Annotated in this window: 18 protein-coding genes; 7 read left to right on the plus strand and 11 right to left on the minus strand. The window is 60.2% G+C overall.

Features of this window, described 5'->3' with window-relative positions:
• Positions 1-2 precede the first annotated feature (2 nt).
• From EB835_RS02940 to istA, 5 genes are all read left to right on the plus strand, one after another.
• Positions 3-692 (plus strand): amino acid ABC transporter permease, encoded by a 690-nt coding sequence (locus EB835_RS02940; RefSeq protein ID WP_135807985.1) that lies wholly within the window; start codon positions 3-5, stop codon positions 690-692.
• Positions 693-881: 189 nt separating this feature from the next.
• Complete coding sequence (locus EB835_RS02945) at positions 882-1,592, plus strand: substrate-binding periplasmic protein (RefSeq protein ID WP_168216616.1); 711 nt, start codon at positions 882-884, stop codon at positions 1,590-1,592.
• Complete coding sequence (locus EB835_RS02950) at positions 1,592-3,040, plus strand: amidase (RefSeq protein ID WP_135807987.1); 1,449 nt, start codon at positions 1,592-1,594, stop codon at positions 3,038-3,040. The genes EB835_RS02945 and EB835_RS02950 overlap by 1 nt, the downstream gene beginning before the upstream one ends.
• Positions 3,037-4,182: a histidinol-phosphate transaminase gene (locus tag EB835_RS02955; RefSeq protein ID WP_135807988.1), complete on the plus strand. Its 1,146-nt coding sequence runs from the start codon at positions 3,037-3,039 to the stop codon at positions 4,180-4,182. The genes EB835_RS02950 and EB835_RS02955 overlap by 4 nt, the downstream gene beginning before the upstream one ends.
• Before the next feature lie 493 nt (positions 4,183-4,675).
• Positions 4,676-6,283, plus strand: a complete 1,608-nt coding sequence (gene istA / locus EB835_RS02960; protein WP_135807989.1) for an IS21 family transposase — start codon at positions 4,676-4,678, stop codon at positions 6,281-6,283.
• 136 nt (positions 6,284-6,419) lie between these two features.
• On the opposite strand, the gene EB835_RS02965 is transcribed toward istA, so the two are convergent.
• The 5 genes from EB835_RS02965 to EB835_RS02985 form a co-directional block, all read right to left on the minus strand.
• Positions 6,420-6,920 (minus strand): hypothetical protein, encoded by a 501-nt coding sequence (locus EB835_RS02965; RefSeq protein WP_135807990.1) that lies wholly within the window; start codon positions 6,918-6,920, stop codon positions 6,420-6,422.
• A 175-nt stretch (positions 6,921-7,095) separates the two neighbouring features.
• Complete coding sequence (gene dnaB / locus EB835_RS02970) at positions 7,096-8,433, minus strand: replicative DNA helicase (protein ID WP_135807991.1); 1,338 nt, start codon at positions 8,431-8,433, stop codon at positions 7,096-7,098.
• Between the two features lie 214 nt (positions 8,434-8,647).
• On the minus strand, positions 8,648-10,030 hold the full coding sequence (locus EB835_RS02975) for an FtsX-like permease family protein (protein ID WP_135807992.1): 1,383 nt from the start codon (positions 10,028-10,030) through the stop codon (positions 8,648-8,650).
• A gap of 11 nt (positions 10,031-10,041) precedes the next feature.
• A complete protein-coding gene (locus EB835_RS02980) occupies positions 10,042-11,397 on the minus strand; it encodes an FtsX-like permease family protein (protein WP_135807993.1) in 1,356 nt (451 codons plus the stop codon).
• 8 nt (positions 11,398-11,405) lie between these two features.
• Complete coding sequence (locus tag EB835_RS02985; protein ID WP_135807994.1) at positions 11,406-12,242, minus strand: ABC transporter ATP-binding protein; 837 nt, start codon at positions 12,240-12,242, stop codon at positions 11,406-11,408.
• 172 nt (positions 12,243-12,414) lie between these two features.
• On the opposite strand from EB835_RS02985, the gene EB835_RS02990 reads away from it, so the two are divergent.
• Entirely contained in the window at positions 12,415-12,804 is a 390-nt protein-coding gene (locus EB835_RS02990; RefSeq protein WP_135807995.1) for a VOC family protein, read from the plus strand.
• Here EB835_RS02990 and EB835_RS02995 read toward each other — a convergent pair.
• Genes EB835_RS02995 through EB835_RS03005 form a run of 3 tightly spaced genes read right to left on the minus strand, consistent with a single transcriptional unit; the run spans position 12,776 to position 16,335 of the window.
• Entirely contained in the window at positions 12,776-14,344 is a 1,569-nt protein-coding gene (locus tag EB835_RS02995) for an AMP-binding protein (RefSeq protein WP_135807996.1), read from the minus strand. The genes EB835_RS02990 and EB835_RS02995 overlap by 29 nt on opposite strands.
• 18 nt (positions 14,345-14,362) lie before the next feature.
• Entirely contained in the window at positions 14,363-15,496 is a 1,134-nt protein-coding gene (locus tag EB835_RS03000) for a DUF5938 domain-containing protein (RefSeq protein WP_135807997.1), read from the minus strand.
• A gap of 47 nt (positions 15,497-15,543) precedes the next feature.
• Positions 15,544-16,335, minus strand: a complete 792-nt coding sequence (locus EB835_RS03005; protein WP_135807998.1) for an SDR family NAD(P)-dependent oxidoreductase — start codon at positions 16,333-16,335, stop codon at positions 15,544-15,546.
• Positions 16,336-16,456: 121 nt separating this feature from the next.
• Here EB835_RS03005 and EB835_RS03010 point away from each other — a divergent pair, with 121 nt between their 5' ends.
• Positions 16,457-17,110 carry a TetR/AcrR family transcriptional regulator gene (locus EB835_RS03010; RefSeq protein ID WP_135807999.1) on the plus strand — a complete coding sequence of 218 codons (654 nt, stop codon included), beginning with the start codon at positions 16,457-16,459 and terminating at the stop codon, positions 17,108-17,110.
• A gap of 17 nt (positions 17,111-17,127) precedes the next feature.
• Here EB835_RS03010 and EB835_RS03015 read toward each other — a convergent pair whose 3' ends face one another.
• The 3 genes from EB835_RS03015 to EB835_RS03025 form a co-directional block, all read right to left on the minus strand.
• Positions 17,128-17,499 carry a type II toxin-antitoxin system VapC family toxin gene (locus EB835_RS03015; RefSeq protein ID WP_135808000.1) on the minus strand — a complete coding sequence of 124 codons (372 nt, stop codon included), beginning with the start codon at positions 17,497-17,499 and terminating at the stop codon, positions 17,128-17,130.
• Positions 17,496-17,693 carry a type II toxin-antitoxin system VapB family antitoxin gene (locus EB835_RS03020; protein ID WP_135808001.1) on the minus strand — a complete coding sequence of 66 codons (198 nt, stop codon included), beginning with the start codon at positions 17,691-17,693 and terminating at the stop codon, positions 17,496-17,498. The genes EB835_RS03015 and EB835_RS03020 overlap by 4 nt, the downstream gene beginning before the upstream one ends.
• A gap of 155 nt (positions 17,694-17,848) precedes the next feature.
• Positions 17,849-19,165, minus strand: coding sequence for a DUF445 domain-containing protein (locus EB835_RS03025; RefSeq protein WP_135808002.1), 1,317 nt, complete (start codon positions 19,163-19,165; stop codon positions 17,849-17,851).
• Positions 19,166-19,182: the final 17 nt, after the last annotated feature.

Consider the following 19,182-nt stretch of genomic DNA (forward strand, 5'->3'; position numbering starts at 1 on the left):
AAATGCAGTATGTATCTGACCTGCTTCCCGGATTAGCAACAACGTTCAGTCTATGGCTTTTTATTTTAGCAATTGGAGTTCCGGGGGGAATAGTTTTTGGCTATCTTCTACGCTATGGGCATTCGGTCGTCAAAATTTTTATACTTGTCCTGACAAACTTCGGTCGTGGCTTTCCCGGGTTGGCTGTTGTCTACTTGGTATACACCGGGATGCCAGGTGTCGGCATTCTGTTGTCTGGCTTTCAAGCGGTTGTGATCGCGCTGGGATTCATGACAGTTGCGTACACTGCGGAGATTTTTCGTTCCGCAATCCATAAGGTGCCCCAGTCGCAGACGGAGGCAGCGATGGCCTTGGGATTGAGCTTCTGGAAGACACAGATAAAGATCATACTCCCCCAAGCTCTTCGGTCAGTGCTTCCGAGCCTGTTGGCCTTCTCTGTGCTTGTTCTTCAGGCCACCGCGCTCGGTTATGCGGTAGGGCTTCGAGAGTTGACTGGGTTGAGCTACAACTTCGGATCCATCACTTTTCAAGCACTTCCCTACATGGTTGCTGCGGGAGTCATCTATCTTGCAGGGTGCTTGTGCATCTCGACCTTCGCAAGCCGACTGAAGCTTGAGTATAGAAGACCGAAAGGACGCTCAAGAAGAGTTGATAGAGCGTCGGCAAGTGCGTCAATCGCTTCCAACGCGTAAATTTAGAGTTAAATTTTTAGGAGAGGAAATACGATGCGTATCACCTCACGCGTGATTACCGTGTGTTGTATATCTACCATATTGTATGCTTCAGGATGTAGTGAAAGCGGGTCTTCGGTATCCACAGACGTCCCAGGCAATTGTGAGCCCAAGGCCGAGTTTAACACTGTGGTCGAAGGAACTCTCACCGTGGCCTCGATTCAACAATTACCTGGAAGTAATGTCAATGCGGCTAACGGGGAGTATTCCGGTGTCGATTCTATTTTAATGCCTCGCTTCGCTGAAGAGAACTGCCTAAAACTGGATGTCAAACCCCTAGATGGCGCCGCCGCAACTGCGTCTCTGACCGAAGAGCGAGCTGACATTGGTGGTGGCGGCTGGACCAAGACAGAAGATCGCGCAAAAATCCTTGGCTTGACGAAAGAAACTCTCTGGTATTCGCAGACGGGCATACTGGCACACCAAAAAATGGCGCCGTCAGTGGAGTCACTGCGTGGGCAGAAGGTAGGAATAATAGGCGGGTCTCTCTACGAAGAACCCTTGAGTAAATTCCTAGGTGAAGGCTCCGTGACGACCTACTCTTCTATGGATTCTATTCTCAACGATCTTGAAATTGGTCGCCTTGACGTGACATTGGCAAGCGAAGAGACGATGAAAACCACCGTTGAGAAGCGCAATGATTCTGAAGAACTCCAATTCGTGCCGTTCGATTACGATCCTGATCACGAAGCTGTGACCGCGGTACGTGAAATTGGCTACGTCTACACTGACGGAAATGACTCACTTGGTGCAGCATTGGATGACTTCATCATACGTTCCAAAGACGAAGGCCTCATTTCCAATGAGCTTGAAACCTACGGACTGAATTCTAAAACCACGTTGGAGGGACCAGATCAGTGATGCATGAACAACTTGATAGACTAACTCAACAGCAAGAGAGAACTGACAGCGATCAGCTCTATTATAAAGACGCTTCAAGTCTCTGCGATGGCTATTCCAGAGGATCTTTCACTCCTGTGGACGTGGTTAAGGCTTGCATAGATCGCATTGCAAAGCTGGACGGAACCTTGAATGCAATGGTCCATTTGGACGCAGCTCGAGCCATTCGTCTTGCAGAAGAATCGGAAGATCGATACGCTAACGGCCTCTCGCTAGGGCCGCTTGACGGTGTTCCCGTGACGTTGAAAGAAAGCGTCGCCGCCGCTGGTTGGCCAGTAAGCGTGGGGTCTGCAGCCCTCGACGCAAAAATTGTTTCTGAGAACGCGCCACTTGTCGATCGTCTGCTGGAAGCTGGAGCTGTTTTGGTGGGTACAACTAGGATGCCCGACCACGGCTGGAAAGGCGTGACCAACGGGCCCCTAGGCGCAGTACCCAGCCCGTGGGATTTGAATACCAATGCGGGGGGTTCGAGTGGTGGTGCCGCAGCAGGACTCGCTGCTGGTTACACTCCGATAGCCATTGGGTCGGATGGGGCCGGCTCGATTCGCTTTCCGGCCGCATACTGTGGGGTTGTGGGTCTAAAACCAACTTATGGACGAGTGGCAGCCTTTCCACGGGGCGCCGCCGGCACCTTGACTCATTATGGTCCTATGGCTAGGTCGGTGGGTGACGTCGAATCTTTGTTCAAAGTAGTTGCCCAACCCGATGAACGAGACTACACATGCTCGCCTGTGCCGGATAGAGAATCCCTTCCGCCACTGACAGGTAGTTTGAAAAAGTTGCGAGTCTATCAATGGGTCGCTCCAGAACTCACGGTAGAGAAAGATGTCCTTGATGCGGTCAACCACACAGCAGAGCTTCTAGAAGCGCACGGTGCGACTGTTCATAGAGGCCAGATCGACACCACTGGCATTCTGGAGGCACATACAGCTCTTTTCGCGGGGCCGATGCAGGCCATTATTGATTCTGTAGGACCTGATCGTGTTGCTGACCTCGATCCGGAGATGGTGAAGTTCTCCAGACGTGCTTCGGATATCAGCGTCGTTGACTTCATTCGGGCACAGCAGTATCGGTCAAAACTGGCTGAACAGCTCACCCATCTACAGCAACATTACGATGTGATCCTATCACCGGTCTCGACAACCTCGACTGCCCCCCTTAACGCTCCTATCCGACCGGATGCAACGCCTGATCGCTCACCGTTTGCGTTTGTTCACAATCTGACAGGGCGCCCCGCACTGACAATACCCATACAACTGTCGCAGGGGACCAGGCCGGTTGGCATTCAACTGTCCGGTCGTCGTTTTGAAGACGAACACCTACTTCAGGTGGGTCGCTGGTTGGAAAGATTCGAAGGGACCTTTCTGCAGCAAAGCTCAAACGGGAAACTACTGGATATTAATGCATGAACATACAAAACTACGGTCGACTGCACCAACTCGAAGAAGGTGCTGTGGCTTCGTTGTCTATCGTCCCTCGTGAGCCAGTCGCCACGCTGCCAGCTTATTCTGCTGGCAGCGCGGCACCTGCATCCCTAAAGTTTACCAGCTATAAGCTGTCATCCAACGAAAGTCCGCTGGGCCCGGTGCCGGCAGCCGCTATGGCCGCTTCTAGCGTCACCTCCCTGAATCGTTACCCGAACCCTGGTGCCGAATTATTGCGCGAGGCTCTGGCTGATCATCTAGCGGTACCGTTTGATGACATCGTTGCTGGGGCTGGAAGTCTCGGGGCATTGACTCAGATCGTCTCCGCATTCGCAGGGACCAATTCGAACGGAACACTTGACGAAGTTATCTACTCTTGGCGCTCTTTTGAAGCCTATCCAATCGTAGTTCGTACTGCTGGAGCCAAGCCGGTCGAAGTCCCAAACGATGAGGATGGGAGTCACGATTTAGAGGCGATGAGCAGCGCTGTCACGCAACGTACCAAGATAATTATATTGTGTACTCCGAATAATCCAACCGGACCAGCCCTGACTCACGCCGAAATCGTTGCATTCTTGGATAGTATACCGAGACATGTAGTAGTAGTAATCGACGAAGCGTACCACGAATTCGTTCGAAGCCCAGACCCTGTGGAGACGTTGAAGATCTACTTTCAACATCCGAACGTGGCTGTACTAAGAACCTTTTCCAAAGCTCACGGTCTGGCAGCCCTCAGAGTTGGATATTCCATTGCCCAGAACGAAATTACTCAGCACTTGAGGAAAACCGCCACGACCTTTGCAGTCAGTTCTGTTGCCGAATCTGCTGCGATAGCTTCGTTGGAACATTACGATCAAGTGAATGGTCACGTTTCTGAAATTGTTAAGGAGCGCAATCGTGTCACAACCGCGCTTTCAGGTGATGGTTGGGCGATTCCATCAGCACAGGGAAATTTTGTGTGGTTGCCGTTGGGGGCGAAGTCCCTTGATTTCTCTAAAGCCGCTTGGCGAGAGGGCCTGGCTGTTCGCGCGTTTGATGGCGAGGGTGTCCGAGTAACCATCGGGGAGTATGAAGCGAATAGCCGCATTATTGAGCTGTGCCGCGCGTATATGGCTCTTGACAATTGAGAGTGTAGAACTGGCGCATGTCGCAGTTCTCACTTTCATGAACTACGACCAGTAAACTCTGATCTGCGCTGAAAAGCGACAAACCGAGCGCAGTACTGATCGGGGAGGTGGATTAATCGCGTGAAGGGTGACCGCTTGCCGCATGCAGAGTGAAGTCGGTGTTGATTGTAGTGATGCGTGTTCGGAAGCGGCATTCGGTAGCACCTGTGTAACGAATGCCGCGTCCGAACACTGGGGCAGCACGACAGCAACGATCTCGGAGCCTGTGAGCCCCTCCGCCGGTTCCCGGCTCCCCTTCCAGCAGCCCCGACAGGTCGCGGGCAGTCTGCTGGTCCGTCGCATCCCCGATGCTTAACACGCAACACGTCGAGATTGTTCGGAAGTGCCATTCGGTAGCACCTGTGTAACGAAGTGGTAAGGACCCGGTAGCAGTAGAGCAGGATTGCTTTCACCCACGACAGTGAAGTCGTGATCAGCGAAAGGAATCCTGCTCATGGCCGACTACCGGCTCATTCTCTCCCTGATCGTTCAGGGATACTCCTACAGACAGATCGAGGCGATGGCTAGTTGCTCTCATCGCGCGATCGCGAAGGCTCACACGATCGTCAAGAACGAAGCGTTGACGACAACGGACCAAGTCGACGACCTCGACCGGTTCTTCACCGACGGCCGCAAAAGCACCGACGAGGACTTCGCCCCAATCGATATCGATGCCGTCATCAACGCCCGGATCGGGCGGAAAAAGCCACCCTTGAAAGTGTTGTGGGCCCGCTACCTCAACACCCCAGCACCCACCCCAACAACGCGGCATTACAGGTATGAACGGTTCTGCCAGATCATCGCCGACCACGTCCGCACCCACGACCTCACCAGCCCGATCACCCACATCCCGGAGCATACGATGCAAGTCGACTGGGCCGGAACCCCGATGTGGATCACCGACCCGATCACCCGCGCAGCTACGAAGGTTTCGATCTTCGTAGCTACACTGCCGTATTCGGGAATGATCTTCGCCTACGGGTGTCTCGATGAGAAACTCTCTGCCTGGTGCGACGCCCACAGGCGTGCCTTCGAATACTTCGGCGGTGTCGGTCAGGTCGTCATCCCCGACAAAGCTTCAACAGCGTCGAAACAGATCAGCAAGTACGACAAGACCCGTGACGTCAATGCCTCCTACACGGGGTTCCTCGAGCACTACAACAATGCGGCCGTGCCCACCCGGGCCTATAAGCCGAAGGAGAAAACCAACGTGGAATCCGGTGTCAAGATCGTCACGAACTGGATCATCCACTACCTCGCCGACCGACACTTCGCCGACATCGATGACCTGGGTGATGCTGTCGTCGACCGGGTGGATTGGATCAACGACCGCACCCCGTTCCGTAGCCAGCCGAAGTCCCGGCGGGACTGGTTCACCGCCGATGAAGCCGGCGACCTGCTCGGCCTGCCTGATCAGCCTTGGCAGGACGTGAGTTGGAAGAAGGCGAAAGCCTCTCGCGACTGGCGCATCCAGGTTGAGACCATCAAGTACTCCGTGCCCGCAGCCTTCGTCGGTACTATCGTGGATGTGCGCATCATCGGTACCCGGCTCGATATCCTCGCTGCCGGCGACATTATCGCCAGCCACCGAGTGGCTACGAAGAAGCATTCGTATGTCACCGATGCCGACCATGCCCCAGCATCTCAAGGCCAAACAACGGGGTTGTGGACTCGCAGCTACTTCCTGCGCCAAGCCGCGAAAGCGGGACCGAACACAGTCGAAGCGCTCACCCGGCTGTTGGATGCCAAGAAGATCGAAGCCCAAGGGTTCAGAGCCTGTATGAAAATCCTCTCCCTGGGCAATGGCGATAACCGTCCGTTGCTGGAACAGGCCTGCCACACATTGTGTGCCGATGAGCGTCGGCCGATTAGCTACACCGCGGTCAAGCACCAGCTGACCGCTATTCGTGCTCAAGCCAAGCAACGACCAGCAGTCACACCACCACCATCACCGGTGCCAGTCCCTGCAATGTCGAGGGATACCAGCCGGGCCCACCTGAGCGGTGTTGATCAGTTTCGGCTTCAGGCGCTGACGAACGATGAGGAAGGATCCGACCAATGAGTAATCATCTGACCACATCAAATGCCACATCGATGCTGTTAAATGACGGCACCATCCTGGACAACCGAACGTACGAGATCTTGCATCGTCGACAACCATTCAGGGCACCGCCGAGCACCCGATAACCAACGAAGATTCAAGGATGCACGAATGGAGAGACTCGCAAAAACCTGAAATACCACCCGACATCAGCACAAGACCGAGCGGTACGACGAGAAGCTAATAAAAACCCTTCATCCTGCCGAATCTCAGCGCGAGCATCCCAAACAGTGACTTCGCCTTCAGAATCAACCGACAACAGATCTGGAACATGTTCGAGGCCATCGAGCCACCTCAACCTCAACGGTTGAGAACCAAGGTGCCTCGTCGCGGGCAAACGGTCAAGTGTCAACATCAACTCGAACTCGAGCCCAGACTCGAGATCCAATGATGCACCCGCCACCTGGGAATACCCCTGAACTGGGATATGTCTCGAGTGGGCGTACGATGCCGGACTCCGAACTGCACCCAGTTGCTGAATATCCGGCGGACCCTTGGCCCAGTCCCATTCCACCATCTGAGCTTCGAGACAGAACATCCACGCCTTAACACCCGGGTCGATGGCGCCAGCGACGGCAGTGATGATCTCATCGGTCACTTCATCACGACCATTGACCAAACTGTGTTCCGTGTCACAAGACCATCGAATCGCGAACCTGGTTGGAGATCAACACTTTCCAATTTGCGTCATGTCAAGCAAAACAGGCCGTTTTCACGAAGGTAACCTTCAGAGCAGTTTGAGCAAAGTAGGACGCATCTCTACACACCGCTCATCACTGCGGCATATTGACGAACCGGGACTTCGCGCCCTGGAACGCCACGGGGATGTCCATCGTCGGTCCGGCACGGTGCTTGGCGACGATGATATCGGCCTCGCCGGCGCGTTCGTGCTCCTTGTCGTACATGTCCTCACGGTGGATGAGGAGGACCAAATCGGCGTCCTGCTCGATCGAACCGGATTCACGCAGGTCCGAGATCATCGGCCGCTTGTCGGTGCGCTGCTCGCTGCCGCGGTTGAGCTGGGACAAAGCGATGACCGGCACCTCGAGCTCCTTGGCCAGCAGCTTGAGCGAACGGGAGAACTCCGAGACCTCCTGCTGGCGAGATTCGACGCGTTTGCCCGAGGACATCAGCTGCAGGTAGTCGACGCAGACCATCTGCAGATTGTGCTGCTGCTTGAGCCGCCGGCACTTCGCACGGATCTCGGTGAGCGCCATGTTCGGAGAATCGTCGACGAACAGCGGCGCGCTGTTGATCCGAGCCTCGGTCGCGGCCAGGGTGGTCCAGTCGTGCGGGCTGAGTTCGCCGCGGCGCAGATTCTGCAGAGGGATCTCGGATTCGGCCGAGAGCAGACGCATGACGAGTTCGTTCTTTCCCATCTCGAGTGAGAAGAACACGGCGGCGGCATCGTTGTGGATCGCGGCCGATCGGATGATGTCGAGCGCCAGCGTGGACTTGCCGACACCGGGACGGGCGGCGATGACGATCATCGTGCCGGGATGCAGACCGTTGGTGAGGTTGTCGAACTCAGTGAATCCGGTGGGCACACCCGCGGTCTGACCATCGGTGTTGCCGTTGCGTTCGATCTCCTGGGCGACCTCGCCGAGGATGTCGGAGAGGATGACGTAGTCCTCGGTCGTATGCCGTTCGGTGACCTTGTAGATCTCCGCCTGCGCGGAGTTCACGACGTCATCGGTGTCGCCTTCGGCATCGTAGCCCATCTGCACGATGCGGGTTCCGGCCTCGACGAGGCGACGCAGCACGGCCTGTTCGCTGACGATCGCAGCGTAGTAGCCGGCGTTGGCGGCGGTCGGGACTGAGGAGATGAGGGTGTGGAGGTAGGCGGCACCGCCGACGCGGGCGAGGTCGCCGGTCTTCGTCAGGTAGTTCGCCACCGTCACCGAGTCGGCAGGTTCACCGCGGGAGTAGAGGTCGAGAACCGCCTCGTAGATGGTTTCGTGAGCGGGCTTGTAGAAGTCGTCACCATTCATCGTCTCGACGCAGTCGGCGATGGCGTCCTTCGACAGCAGCATCGCACCGAGCACGCTCTGCTCGGCCTCGACGTCCTGCGGAGGGGTCCTCAGACCGTCATAGCCCTGGTCGTTGCTCACTCGATTTCCTCTTTCTGATCCCTCGTCCGCGTGGTACGCGACGGCGGTCACCCGCTTTCGGCGCCCTCCAACTGTACCCGGGTGGCGGTCCTGGTCTCAGACACCAGGGTAGGAGATGCCCCTGACACAGGGACTGTTCACGACACCGCCTCGGTGACGGACCGGGACCGCCTCGGCGACGGTCCCGCCATGGGCCCGCCGAGGCGGTGGGCACTCACTCTCGAGAGCGCCCCTCTGTCGCGACGGATACGAGTATCGGCTTCGCCGCTTGGAGTCCGAGGCGAATGATGAGCACGCCGATGACGACTGCCGCGATGATCGTGAGGAAAGTGACCGGTTTGAACACGAGCGCCGCACCGGCCAGCGGCAGGACGAGTACGATTCCGAGGCCGCCCGCCAGCAGTGAGACCCAGATGACGGGACCGATCACCGCGCGCACCATGGCCCGGTGCATGGCTTCGGGATCCATCCCCGCGGCATAGAGATCCTGGAAGGTGTCCGTGCGGTCGTAGATGTCGGCAACCTGGTTGATCAGCGCGGAGACGGCGATGAGCAGGATCGAGATCCCCAGGACGAGCAGGACTCCGGTGAACACGTCCTCCATGAGGTTCATCTCGGTCTGGGACATCGGATACTCCGAATCGTTCGCCGATTCGGAGCCGACCTGCATCAGTGAGACCCCGGTGCCGCCGACGGCAGCGACGAAGGCGGTCATCGCGACTCCCGAGACTCGGCGCCAGAAGCGCTTGGGCTCGTCGGAGACCAGGCGTGCAGCGATCAGTCGGGCGGGTGTGGCCGCACGATTGCCGCTGAGATGCGCGAACCACCTCATGAGCAGACCGCCGACGAGGTCGACGACGAGGAGGCCGATGAGGAAGACGGAGAGGACCGCCGACATCATCACACCGAGCCCGAGGCTGCCCGTCTTGGCGATCTGGAGAGCGATCGGCAAGGCGATGATCAGCAGCACTGCGAGACAGACGCGGACAACGGGGAACCTTCGTTCGAGCGCCTTCGTCCGCACTCCGAGAGGTGAGACCGCGACCTTCCGCAGACCGATGAGCGCCGAGATGATGCAGACGAGGATCAGGAAGACGACGACACCGGCCACGAGCAGAGGGGGCATGAGCATATCGCCGTAGCCGATCGGCTCGCCCATGAAGTGGATCAGGCTGACGGGCACTGACAGGACGAGGTATCCGAGCACTCCGAGGACGATCCCGCAGATTGCGGGGACCAGCGGTTCGGCGACGGCGAGCGCGACGATGGACGATCGCTTGGCTCCCAACAGCGACATGGTCGACAGCCGTTCGTCCTGGCGACGCGCGGACAGGGTGGCCGACGCCGAGGCCAATGTACTGGCCGGGATGACCAGGAGCACCGTGGCCAGGCCGGCGAGGAACTTGTAGACGAAGTCGATTCCTTGGAGATCAGGATCCGTCGAGGGTGGGAGCTGGAAGAACATCCACGCTCCGGCGGCCACCGTGAGGAACAGTGTGGCGCAGGCGAAGAATGCGGCGGCCACGAGGACTGAGCTCGCCGAGGTCAGCGAGCGTCGCCCGAGGACGAGGGGGATCGTGCGAAGTGAAGTGGACATGAGTGCTCCTTTCAGGCCGGGACCGCGGTGACGCGGCGGACGAGAGGACGGGTGAACTGCAGACCCAGCCACACCATCGCCACCCCGGCGACGAGGACGATGGCGACGGTGCCGATGGTGAGCGGATCACCGAGGTCGCCGACCGACGCCATGAGAACGGCGAGTCCTCCTCCGAGCAGCAGGGAGACCACAGTGACGAGCAGGATCGGCGACATGACGGCTCGGACGGTGACCCGGTGCATCATCGTCTGCGGCATCCCGGCGGCATGGAGTTCGCGATAGGTGTCGGCCCGGTCGAGGATGTCCGCGGCCTGATTGATCGTGGCGGAGACGATGACGAGGATGAAGGCGATGGTCAGGGTGAGGATGAGTCCGGTGAAGATATCGTCGCCGAGGTATTGGTACGGACCCATGATGGCCCGTTCTTCCGCGGTGAAGTCCGCTTGACCGCCGCGCATCATCGCTGTTCCGGTCCCGCCGACGACGGCGATGAAGGTGATCATCGCCAGCCCAGCGACCCGGCGCCAGTACTGTCCGGGGGCGTCGGCGACCATTCCGGCGGCGATCACCGAGGCGGGACCGCGCGCGGTCTTCCTCGCGATTCCGGCGTGGATGCGGATGCACAGCACACCGATGACGCTGATGAGCAGGAGGGCGAGTCCGGTCGTGGCGATGCTCGAGACGATCGTGGCCGTGGTCGACAGTTCCATCTTGGTGGAGACGTAGGTGGCGATGGCCACGACGAGGACGAGCAGGATCGCCGTGATCACGCGGGCCAGTGGGAATCGCCGTTCCATGGCGCGGGTGCGCACACCCAACGGAGAGACGGTGATCCTGCGCAGGCCCAGCAGTGAGGCGAGCAGGCAGATGAGGACGAGACCGGCTGCGACTGCTGCGAGCAGCCAGGCCGGCATGACGAGCGCCTGGTAGCCCAGCGCCGCTCCGGTGAAGGTGATGAAACTGAGCGGCCAGGCGGCCAGCAGGTAGCCTCCGATGCCGGCCACGATGCCGATTGCGGCGGGGATGACGGGTTCGGCGACGGCGATGAGGCGGATCGTGCCGCGGCCGGCACCGAGCAGGGAGAGGGTGGAGAGGCGTTCGTCCTGTCGGCGGGCGCTCAATTTCGCCGAGGCGACTCCGAGGCTGACGGCGGGAACGACGAGGAACACGGTCGCGAAGATGGCGAGCAGTTGGTAGAGCTCGGCGATTTCGGAGTATCCGGGGACATCGGGACGGTCGGTGAATGCCCAGGCACCGCCGGCGACGGTGAGGAAGATCGTCGAGCATGCGAAGAAGGCGATGCCCACGAGCTTCGCAGTCGTCGAGGTCAGGGACTGTCGGGACAGGAGGATGGGAAGGATGTTCATCGCGGTGCTCACCTGTGGTTCTGGGTGGGAGCCTGCTGTGGCGATGTCGTCTGCATCCCAGGGTTCTGTATGCCCTGATTCTGTATGCCCTGGTTCTGTGCGGCAGGGTTCTGCATTGCTGAATCGGCGACGATGCGGCCGTCGGCGAGCCGGACGACTCGGGAGCAGCGGGCGGCGACGTTCTCATCGTGGGTGACGACGACGAGTGTGGATCCTCGGCCGGTCGTGGAGCCCAGCAGCTCGGTGAGGACTTCGGAGGAGGTGCGTGAGTCGAGGGCGCCGGTCGGTTCGTCGGCGAAGGTGACGACGGGCTGGGTGACCTGGGCACGGGCGATGGCCACTCTCTGGGCCTGACCGCCGGAGAGCTGCCCGATCCGTTTGTTCAAGTGCTCGGTCAGGCCGAGTCGGTCGAGCCAGGCTCGGGCGTGCGCTGTGGCATCGGCTCGGTTCATTCCGGCGAGCATGGCGGCGAGTGCGACATTGTCGACGGCGGTGAGTTCGGGCAGGAGCAGTCCCTGCTGGAAGACGAAGCCGAAGACCTCGCGGCGCAGGGCCGTGCGGCCGGATTCTTTGAGGGACGTGATCTCGGCGGCGGCGCTGCGGTCGGTGGCCGAGAGGCCGATGCGGCCGCCGTCGGGGCTGATGATTCCGGCAAGACAGTGCAGGAGGGTGGTCTTGCCCGAGCCGGAGGGACCCATGATCGCCAAGGACTCGCCGAGGCCGATCGTGAGGGCGACTCCGGCGAGCGCATACGTCTGGTTGAAGTGTTTCGAAACGTTGCCGGCGGTGATGATTGCGGGGTTCTGGTGAGCGGCCTGCTGCGCAGCATTCGGTGAAGAAGTCATGTCTCTATGATTTCTCGCGGCTTCTGCGCCGACCATGAAGTCAGCCCACGAGTGGGGGAAGGAAAACCCAACCCCTGTTGATGGAAAGCCGAAGCCGGGCACTGGGCCTGATAGTCTCCAGACTCCGCGACATCGACCGAGCCGGCGCACGACCGGAAGCTGAGGAGCCATCATGAAGGTCAACTGGACATCCATCTTCGTCACCGATCAGCAGAAAGCCCTGGCCTTCTACACGGACACTCTCGGCTTCGTGCTCAAGCACGATATCGACCTGGGTGGTCCGCGCTGGCTGACCGTGGTCTCACCGGAGGATCCCGACGGAGTCGAGATCGTCCTCGAACCCAACTCGCACCCGGCTGTCGTGCCCTTCACCGAGGCGCTCGTGGCCGACGGGATCCCGATGAATCAGTTCGCCGTCGACGATGTTCAGGCCGAATACGAGAGGCTGAGCAGCCTCGGCGTCATCTTCACTCAGGAACCCACGACGATGGGACCGATCACCACGGCTGTACTCGACGACACGGTCGGCAACCTCATTCAGCTCGTCCACCAGGACGAATGACCGGCCGAGCCTCCTGCAGCAGCTCGTCGCGAATGTCGACCTTGAGCACCTTCCCGACCTTGGACCGCGGCAGGTCCGACCAGGCTTCGATGAGCTTCGGGGTCTTCACGCTGCCGATCCGAGCCTTGACGTGAGCGCGCAGATCCTCCATCGACGCCTCACCGCCTCGGCGCAGCTGGACGACAGCGGCGACCTTCTCACCCCAGTGGTCGTCGGGAAGGCCGATGACGGCACAATCCTGCACATCCGGATGTGAGAGCAGCGCCTGCTCAACCTCGGTGGAGTAGACATTGAACCCTCCGGTGATGATCATGTCCTTGGCCCGATCGACGACAAAGAGGTAGTCATCCTCGTCGAGGTAGCCGATGTCACCGGTGTGGTGCCATCCGAAGCGTGACGCCTCCTCGGTGGCTGCGGGATTCTTATAGTAGCCGTCCATGACGAGTGAGCCGCGGACGACGATCTCCCCGCGCTCACCGCGGGGCAGGATCGAGCCGTCGACATCCATGATCGCCACCGTGCACAGCGGAGTCGGCCTGCCGGCCGAACTCAAGCGATCAGCAGCCACGGAGCCGTCGGGCAGGAAGTGGTCCCGGGGAGCCAGAGTCGAAATCATCATCGGCGCTTCGGTCTGCCCGAGCAGCTGCGCCATCACCGGACCGATCCTTGTCAGCGCCTCCTCGAGGCGCACGGGAGACATCGGAGCAGCTCCATACCAGAGGCATTCCAAAGAGCTGAGATCTGTGGAATCGAGCCCCTCCTCGGCGAGGATCATGTACACGATCGTCGGCGGGAGGAACGAATGCGTCACCGCGTGCGTTTCGACATTCGTGAGGAACTGCCCGACGTCGGCGGTGCGCATGATGACGATCTGACCACCCAGGGCGAGGATCGGAAAGCACAGCACTCCTGCGGCATGGGTGAGCGGAGCCATCGTCAGATAGACCGGCCGCCCGGTGAACGGGTAGGACATCAGAGTCAGCGCCGTCATCGTCTCGAGGCTGCGATTGGACAGCATGACCCCCTTCGGGCGGCCGGTCGTGCCGCCCGTGCCGACGACCATCGCGAGATCGTCGACCGGCTCACCCCCGACCGAAGCATCCCGTCCTCCGTCGAGGAAATCCCTCCAGGTCAATGCCCCTTCCGGTGCCTCATCGAGGCACACCCATGTGTGGACCAGCGGCAGATCTGCCCTGATCCTCTCGACCAGGTCGGCATATGCGCCTGCGAAGATGACGACTCGACAATCCGAGAGCTCCAAAAGCTCCCGATTCTCCCCGGCTTCGTTCCGCGGATTGATCGGGCACCACACTGCTCCGAGACGACTGATGCCGAACACACAGGTGAAAGCCGTGGGGTCGTTGCTCGAGATGATGGCCACCTTGTCACCGGGCTCCACCCCTCTCGCAGCAAGCGCGGCTGCGATATCGTACGACAGCGACACCACCTGTTCGTAGCTGCGTGTCTGACCATCCGTGGTCAGACACGGAGCATGAGGGTCGATCGTCGCTCCCTTGTCGAGGAAGTCCGCGAGTCTCATAATTCTCGATCCCCTGACTCAGTTCTGCACCGTGAGCACCGGTTCGGCGACGAGGCCGAACTCCCGCAGCACACCCAGGAGCTCCAGGTGTCCGAACGCCTGGCATCCCGAGGCGAATCCCACTCGCCGAGGCGGTTGTTGGATGAGGTGATACGCGAAGTAGGCCTGGAGCAGTCCGGTCTGCTGATAATTGCTGTTGCCGTGGATGACACAGTGCGCTCTGCCGAGCGGTCCGCTGGCGTGGACCGAGTCGAGTGACTTATTCACCAGTGGATTCTCCCGCGGCGGCATCTCGCTCATCACCTGTGCAGCCGTCTCGGTGAGCACCGCATCGCGTTCGTCATCGGACATGTCCTTCGTCTGTTCGAGGGCGTTGGCCACGATGACCGGTACCCCGCGCATGAGCGGTGTGTTGAAGACTCCGCCCTGGGCCTTGACGTTGGCGACCCGCGGGTCGTTCTTGAACCACACCGGGTGACTCGTCCCGCCCCAGGGAAGCGACTGAGCCAACTCATGCTGGCCGGGAACGACGAGCGGAACGAGACCCTCGTTCGGATCGAACTCGGTGTAGGCATTGCGCTCGAGGTAGTACGCCCTCGAGGTCGCTGCGTTGACGAGGATCGTCTGCGTCGAGGCGATCGTCGGACTGCCGCCCCAGAACACCGCGATGTCCAAGGTGTCGAGGCCGGGCTTGTCGAGGCAGAGGTTCGCGGCGATCTCGCCGATCGTGTACATCTGGGCCAGACCGGGAGAGAGCAGACGGTCCTTTGCGGCGAACTGCTCACCGAACTCCTCTTGGCAGGTGATCAGCCAATCCTGCTCACCCGAGGTGTCGGAGTAATGGACACCGGCGTCGAGAGCCGCCTGGACGACCGTGGGCCCGTACTTGCTGAAGGGTCCGACGGTGTTGATAACGACTTCGGCGTCGGAGAACAGCTCGGTGAGGGCGCCGAGTTCGTTGTCGACGGCTCTGACCTCGAAGTCAGCGGTCTCGATGCCGGGAACGTTCGTGGCCATCGAGTCCTTCAGTCGCTGCTCGTTGCGCCCGGCGGCGATGAACGGCACACCATACTGACGCAGGTATTCGCAGACGATCCGGCCGGTGTAGCCGCTTGCGCCGTAGACGATGACGGGTTTGCTGGATGCTGACATATCTGTCTCCTTCTTCGTTGCTGTCTTTGTCGTTTCTCTTGGGGTGGTCACATGCCCATACCTCCGTCGACTTGGAGGGCGGCGCCGTTGACGAACCGAGACTGGTCGGAGGCGAGGAACAGGAGGGCATCGGTGATGTCCTGCTCCTCGGCGAGACGACCCGACGGTGTGAGTTCGACGACTGCTGCGACCGCCGCCTCGGGGCTTTCGAAGAGACCGAGCTCCGAGACGTCGTTGGCCAGCCCCGCGCCCATCTCATTGGGAACGAGACCGGGGAAGATGCAGTTGACCCGAACTCCGTAGCCGAGCTTGCCGCTCTCCATCGCCGCGACCCTTGTGAGCCGGTCGATGGCCGATTTGGTCGCCGAGTACACGGAGATACCGGGGAATGCGATCGTGGCTGCCACCGAGGCGACGTTGATGATCGTCCCGCCGCCTTCGGCGGGACCGCCTGGCCGCATCGCGCGCAGGCCGTGCTTGAGCCCGAGAACCGTACCCAGGACGTTGACATCGAGCATCGTCTTCGCTTCGGCCGGGTCGATCTCAGTGACCAGGCTGGTGATCTCCACTCCAGCGTTGTTGATGACGATGTCCAGACCGCCCAGTGCCCCGACCGTCGATTCGATCGCTGCCTGCCAGGACGCGTCATCAGTCACGTCGAGCTTGACGAAGTGATGGCCGACGCCGAGGTCGGCAGCCACCTCCGCGCCGCGTTCCTGCAGGTCAGCGACAGCGACCTTCGCCCCTGCTGCGGATAAGGCGCGAGCGTAGGACTCTCCCAGCCCCTGCGCTCCACCGGTCACCAATGCGCGCCTTCCGGTCAGATCATAGGTAGACATTGCGGCTCCTTTGCCGTCGTTTCCATGTTGGGTGTTCAGCGTCACATTCATTCTTGACAACTGTCAAGACCATCTGTCCAAACCAATTGCCCAGGCAGAGCGGAAAAGCTACCATCGAGACGTGGCCAGTACTGAGTCTCAACAGAAGCCTGCCCGCAGCAGACGGGGCACGGGCAGCTATGACGAGCGTCGGATCAAGCTCGCGGAGTCCGCTCTGCAGACGCTCGGCGAGCTCGGCTATGCCCGGACGAGTCTGCGCGAGATCGCTGCCAATTCAGAGTTCAGCCACGGGGTCATCCACTACTACTTCCGCGACAAGACCGAGCTCATCGTCTGCTGCGTCAAGCACTATAAGACCCAGTGCATGCACCGCTACGACGCGGTCGTCGAGGAAGCTGCCACTGCCGAGGGCCTGCTCGCGGGCTTCGCCGACAAGCTCGTACAGACGCTGACGGAAGAGCCGTCGATGCATCGGCTCTGGTACGACCTGCGGTCGCAGAGCATGTTCCAGGAGGAGCTGCGGGAGGACGTCTACGACATCGACCGTGGGCTCGAGGACATGATCTGGCGCGTGGTCAGCCGGTATGCAGACCTCGCCGGAAATCGGCCACTGGTCGGATCGCGCGCGGCCTATACGATGTTCGATGGCATCTTCGAAAGCGCGCTGCGCGATCACATCGCCGGCCGCGCGGGAGCGGTGGAATGGATCAGGGAGCAGATCGCCACTCTGATACCGGCGCTGTGTTCACAGAGTGCAGAGACCAGGCCCACCTGACCTCGCAGTCACGACTGTCATTTCGAGGGAGCGAAATCGCGGCCGACCTCTTCAGCGGCGCGAACGAGTCTCTTGTCACGAGTCCACAGACGAGCGCCGTCTACGACCAACGCTGAACCGAGCAGGTGAACGTCAGCTGCGCTCAGTCCTCGGCCCCACAATGACCTCATCGATATGAAGCTCATGAGCTCCTCGTGAGCCAAATCAGGAAACCGGAACAGTGCTTCGAGGCCGTTGAGAACCTCTTCGCGAGACTTCAAAGTGCCGAGGGCCAACTCTTCGACAACAGCGGAGTGGCTTCCGACCTCATCGATCTCCAGCAGATGCTGGAGCAGAGGATCAGCGCGATGAAGATGATCGATCCACACCGAGGTGTCGACGAGGATCATGCGACTTCGTTACGTCGTCGTGGTGCGGCGGAGCTCTCCGGATCAGAACCCCCCAGAGCCGCAAGGCGACGTGCACTCTCCACCCTGACAAGCGTCTTCAGCCCTTCGCGGATCAGAGCAGAACGTTCGGTGATTCCGCTGACTTCGACGGCCTTGTCCACGAGATCATCATCGATGGTGACTGTCGTTCTCATCGCATCTCCCTCCCACGGAGCCATCGGCAACCCAAATTGCAGCTGGCTGTGAACATCAATTCTAGCATCAGTAAATTCTGGTTATGATGCTCGAATGACGACCAGGGGACTGCATCAAAGTCATCATCAGACAAATAGCCAAGATGGCCTGAACCTCACCCCGGCAGGAGCACGATGACGGTGTGGATCACGAGTCCGACGAGTGCGCCGATGACGGTGCCGTTGATGCGGATGTACTGGAGGTCGCGACCGACGTAGAGTTCGATGCGCTCGGCGGCTTCCTTCGCATCCCACCGTTCGATGGTGTCAGAGATGACGCTGGCGATCTCGGGCCCGAAACTCTCGGCCAGATCACCGGCGGTGGTGGCGATCTGGTCATCGATGCGGCGGGAGAAGTCCGAGTCGGTCTGCAGTCGTTCGGCGAATTCCCCGATGAGCTGCCAGATGCGGGCACGGACCTCTCCATCGGAGTCGATGATGGCCTCGCGCAGAAGCTGTTTGAGCGAACCCCAGATCTCGAGGACCGAGTCGACGACTCCGTCTTGGCTGAGGAGATCGTTGATGATCTCTTCGGCCCTTTGGGACAGCGACGAGTCGGATTCGAGGTCGTCGGAGAGATCGACGAGCCAGGCATCGAGGGCCTGCCGAGCTTTGTGGTACTCGTTGTCGCGGACATCGGCGACCCAGCCGAGGACTTCACGCTGCAGCCGGTTCGCCAGCTGTTCATTGACGAAATCGGGCACCCAGGACGGTGCCCGGTTGTGAACGATCTCGTCGATGACCTGCGGATTGTCACGCAGCCAGGAGTAGGCCTCGGTGACGACGAGGTCGACGAGTCTGTGGTGAGCACCGTCGAGCACGATCTGACGCAGCAGCTGCGCCAGTACCGGAGTCTTCCTTGTGGCCACCAGCCGAGGGATGATGACGTTCCTGGTCAGCGCCTTGATGGAATCGTCGTCGATGCGCGCGAGCACATACTCGAGGCCTCCTGCGGCACGGTCGACGACGATGTCACGGTTGCCGGGTTTGGCCAGCCATCCTCCGGCACGATGGGAGATCTCAGCGGATCGGATCTTCGTCGACACCGCCTCGGCGTGGAGGAAATTCGCGGCGACGAACGCCGACAGACTCGCACCGAGAGTGTCCTTCTTGCGCGGGATGATCGCGGTGTGCGGGATCGGCAGACCGAGAGGGTGGCGGAAGAGCGCGGTGACAGCGAACCAATCGGCGATCGCGCCGATCATCGCCGCCTCCGAGGCTCGGGAGACGAAGCCCCAGATCCCGGTGTTGTCGGTGAAGATGTGGGTGGAGAGGAAGATGAGCGTGGCGAGGATGAGCAGAGACAGCGCGAGCGTGCGCATCTTCCTCAGCCCGCGAGCGCGCTCTTGATCCTCCGGCGTGAGCTCTGACGGTCCGCCGGTTCCGCCTCCGGCGCCGAAGCGCGGTACGGATGGTGTCTTCTCGATCGACATCGTTACCCCCTGCTCCA

This window comes from Brevibacterium sp. S22 (assembly GCF_004745485.1).
Classification (GTDB): Bacteria; Actinomycetota; Actinomycetes; order Actinomycetales; family Brevibacteriaceae; genus Brevibacterium.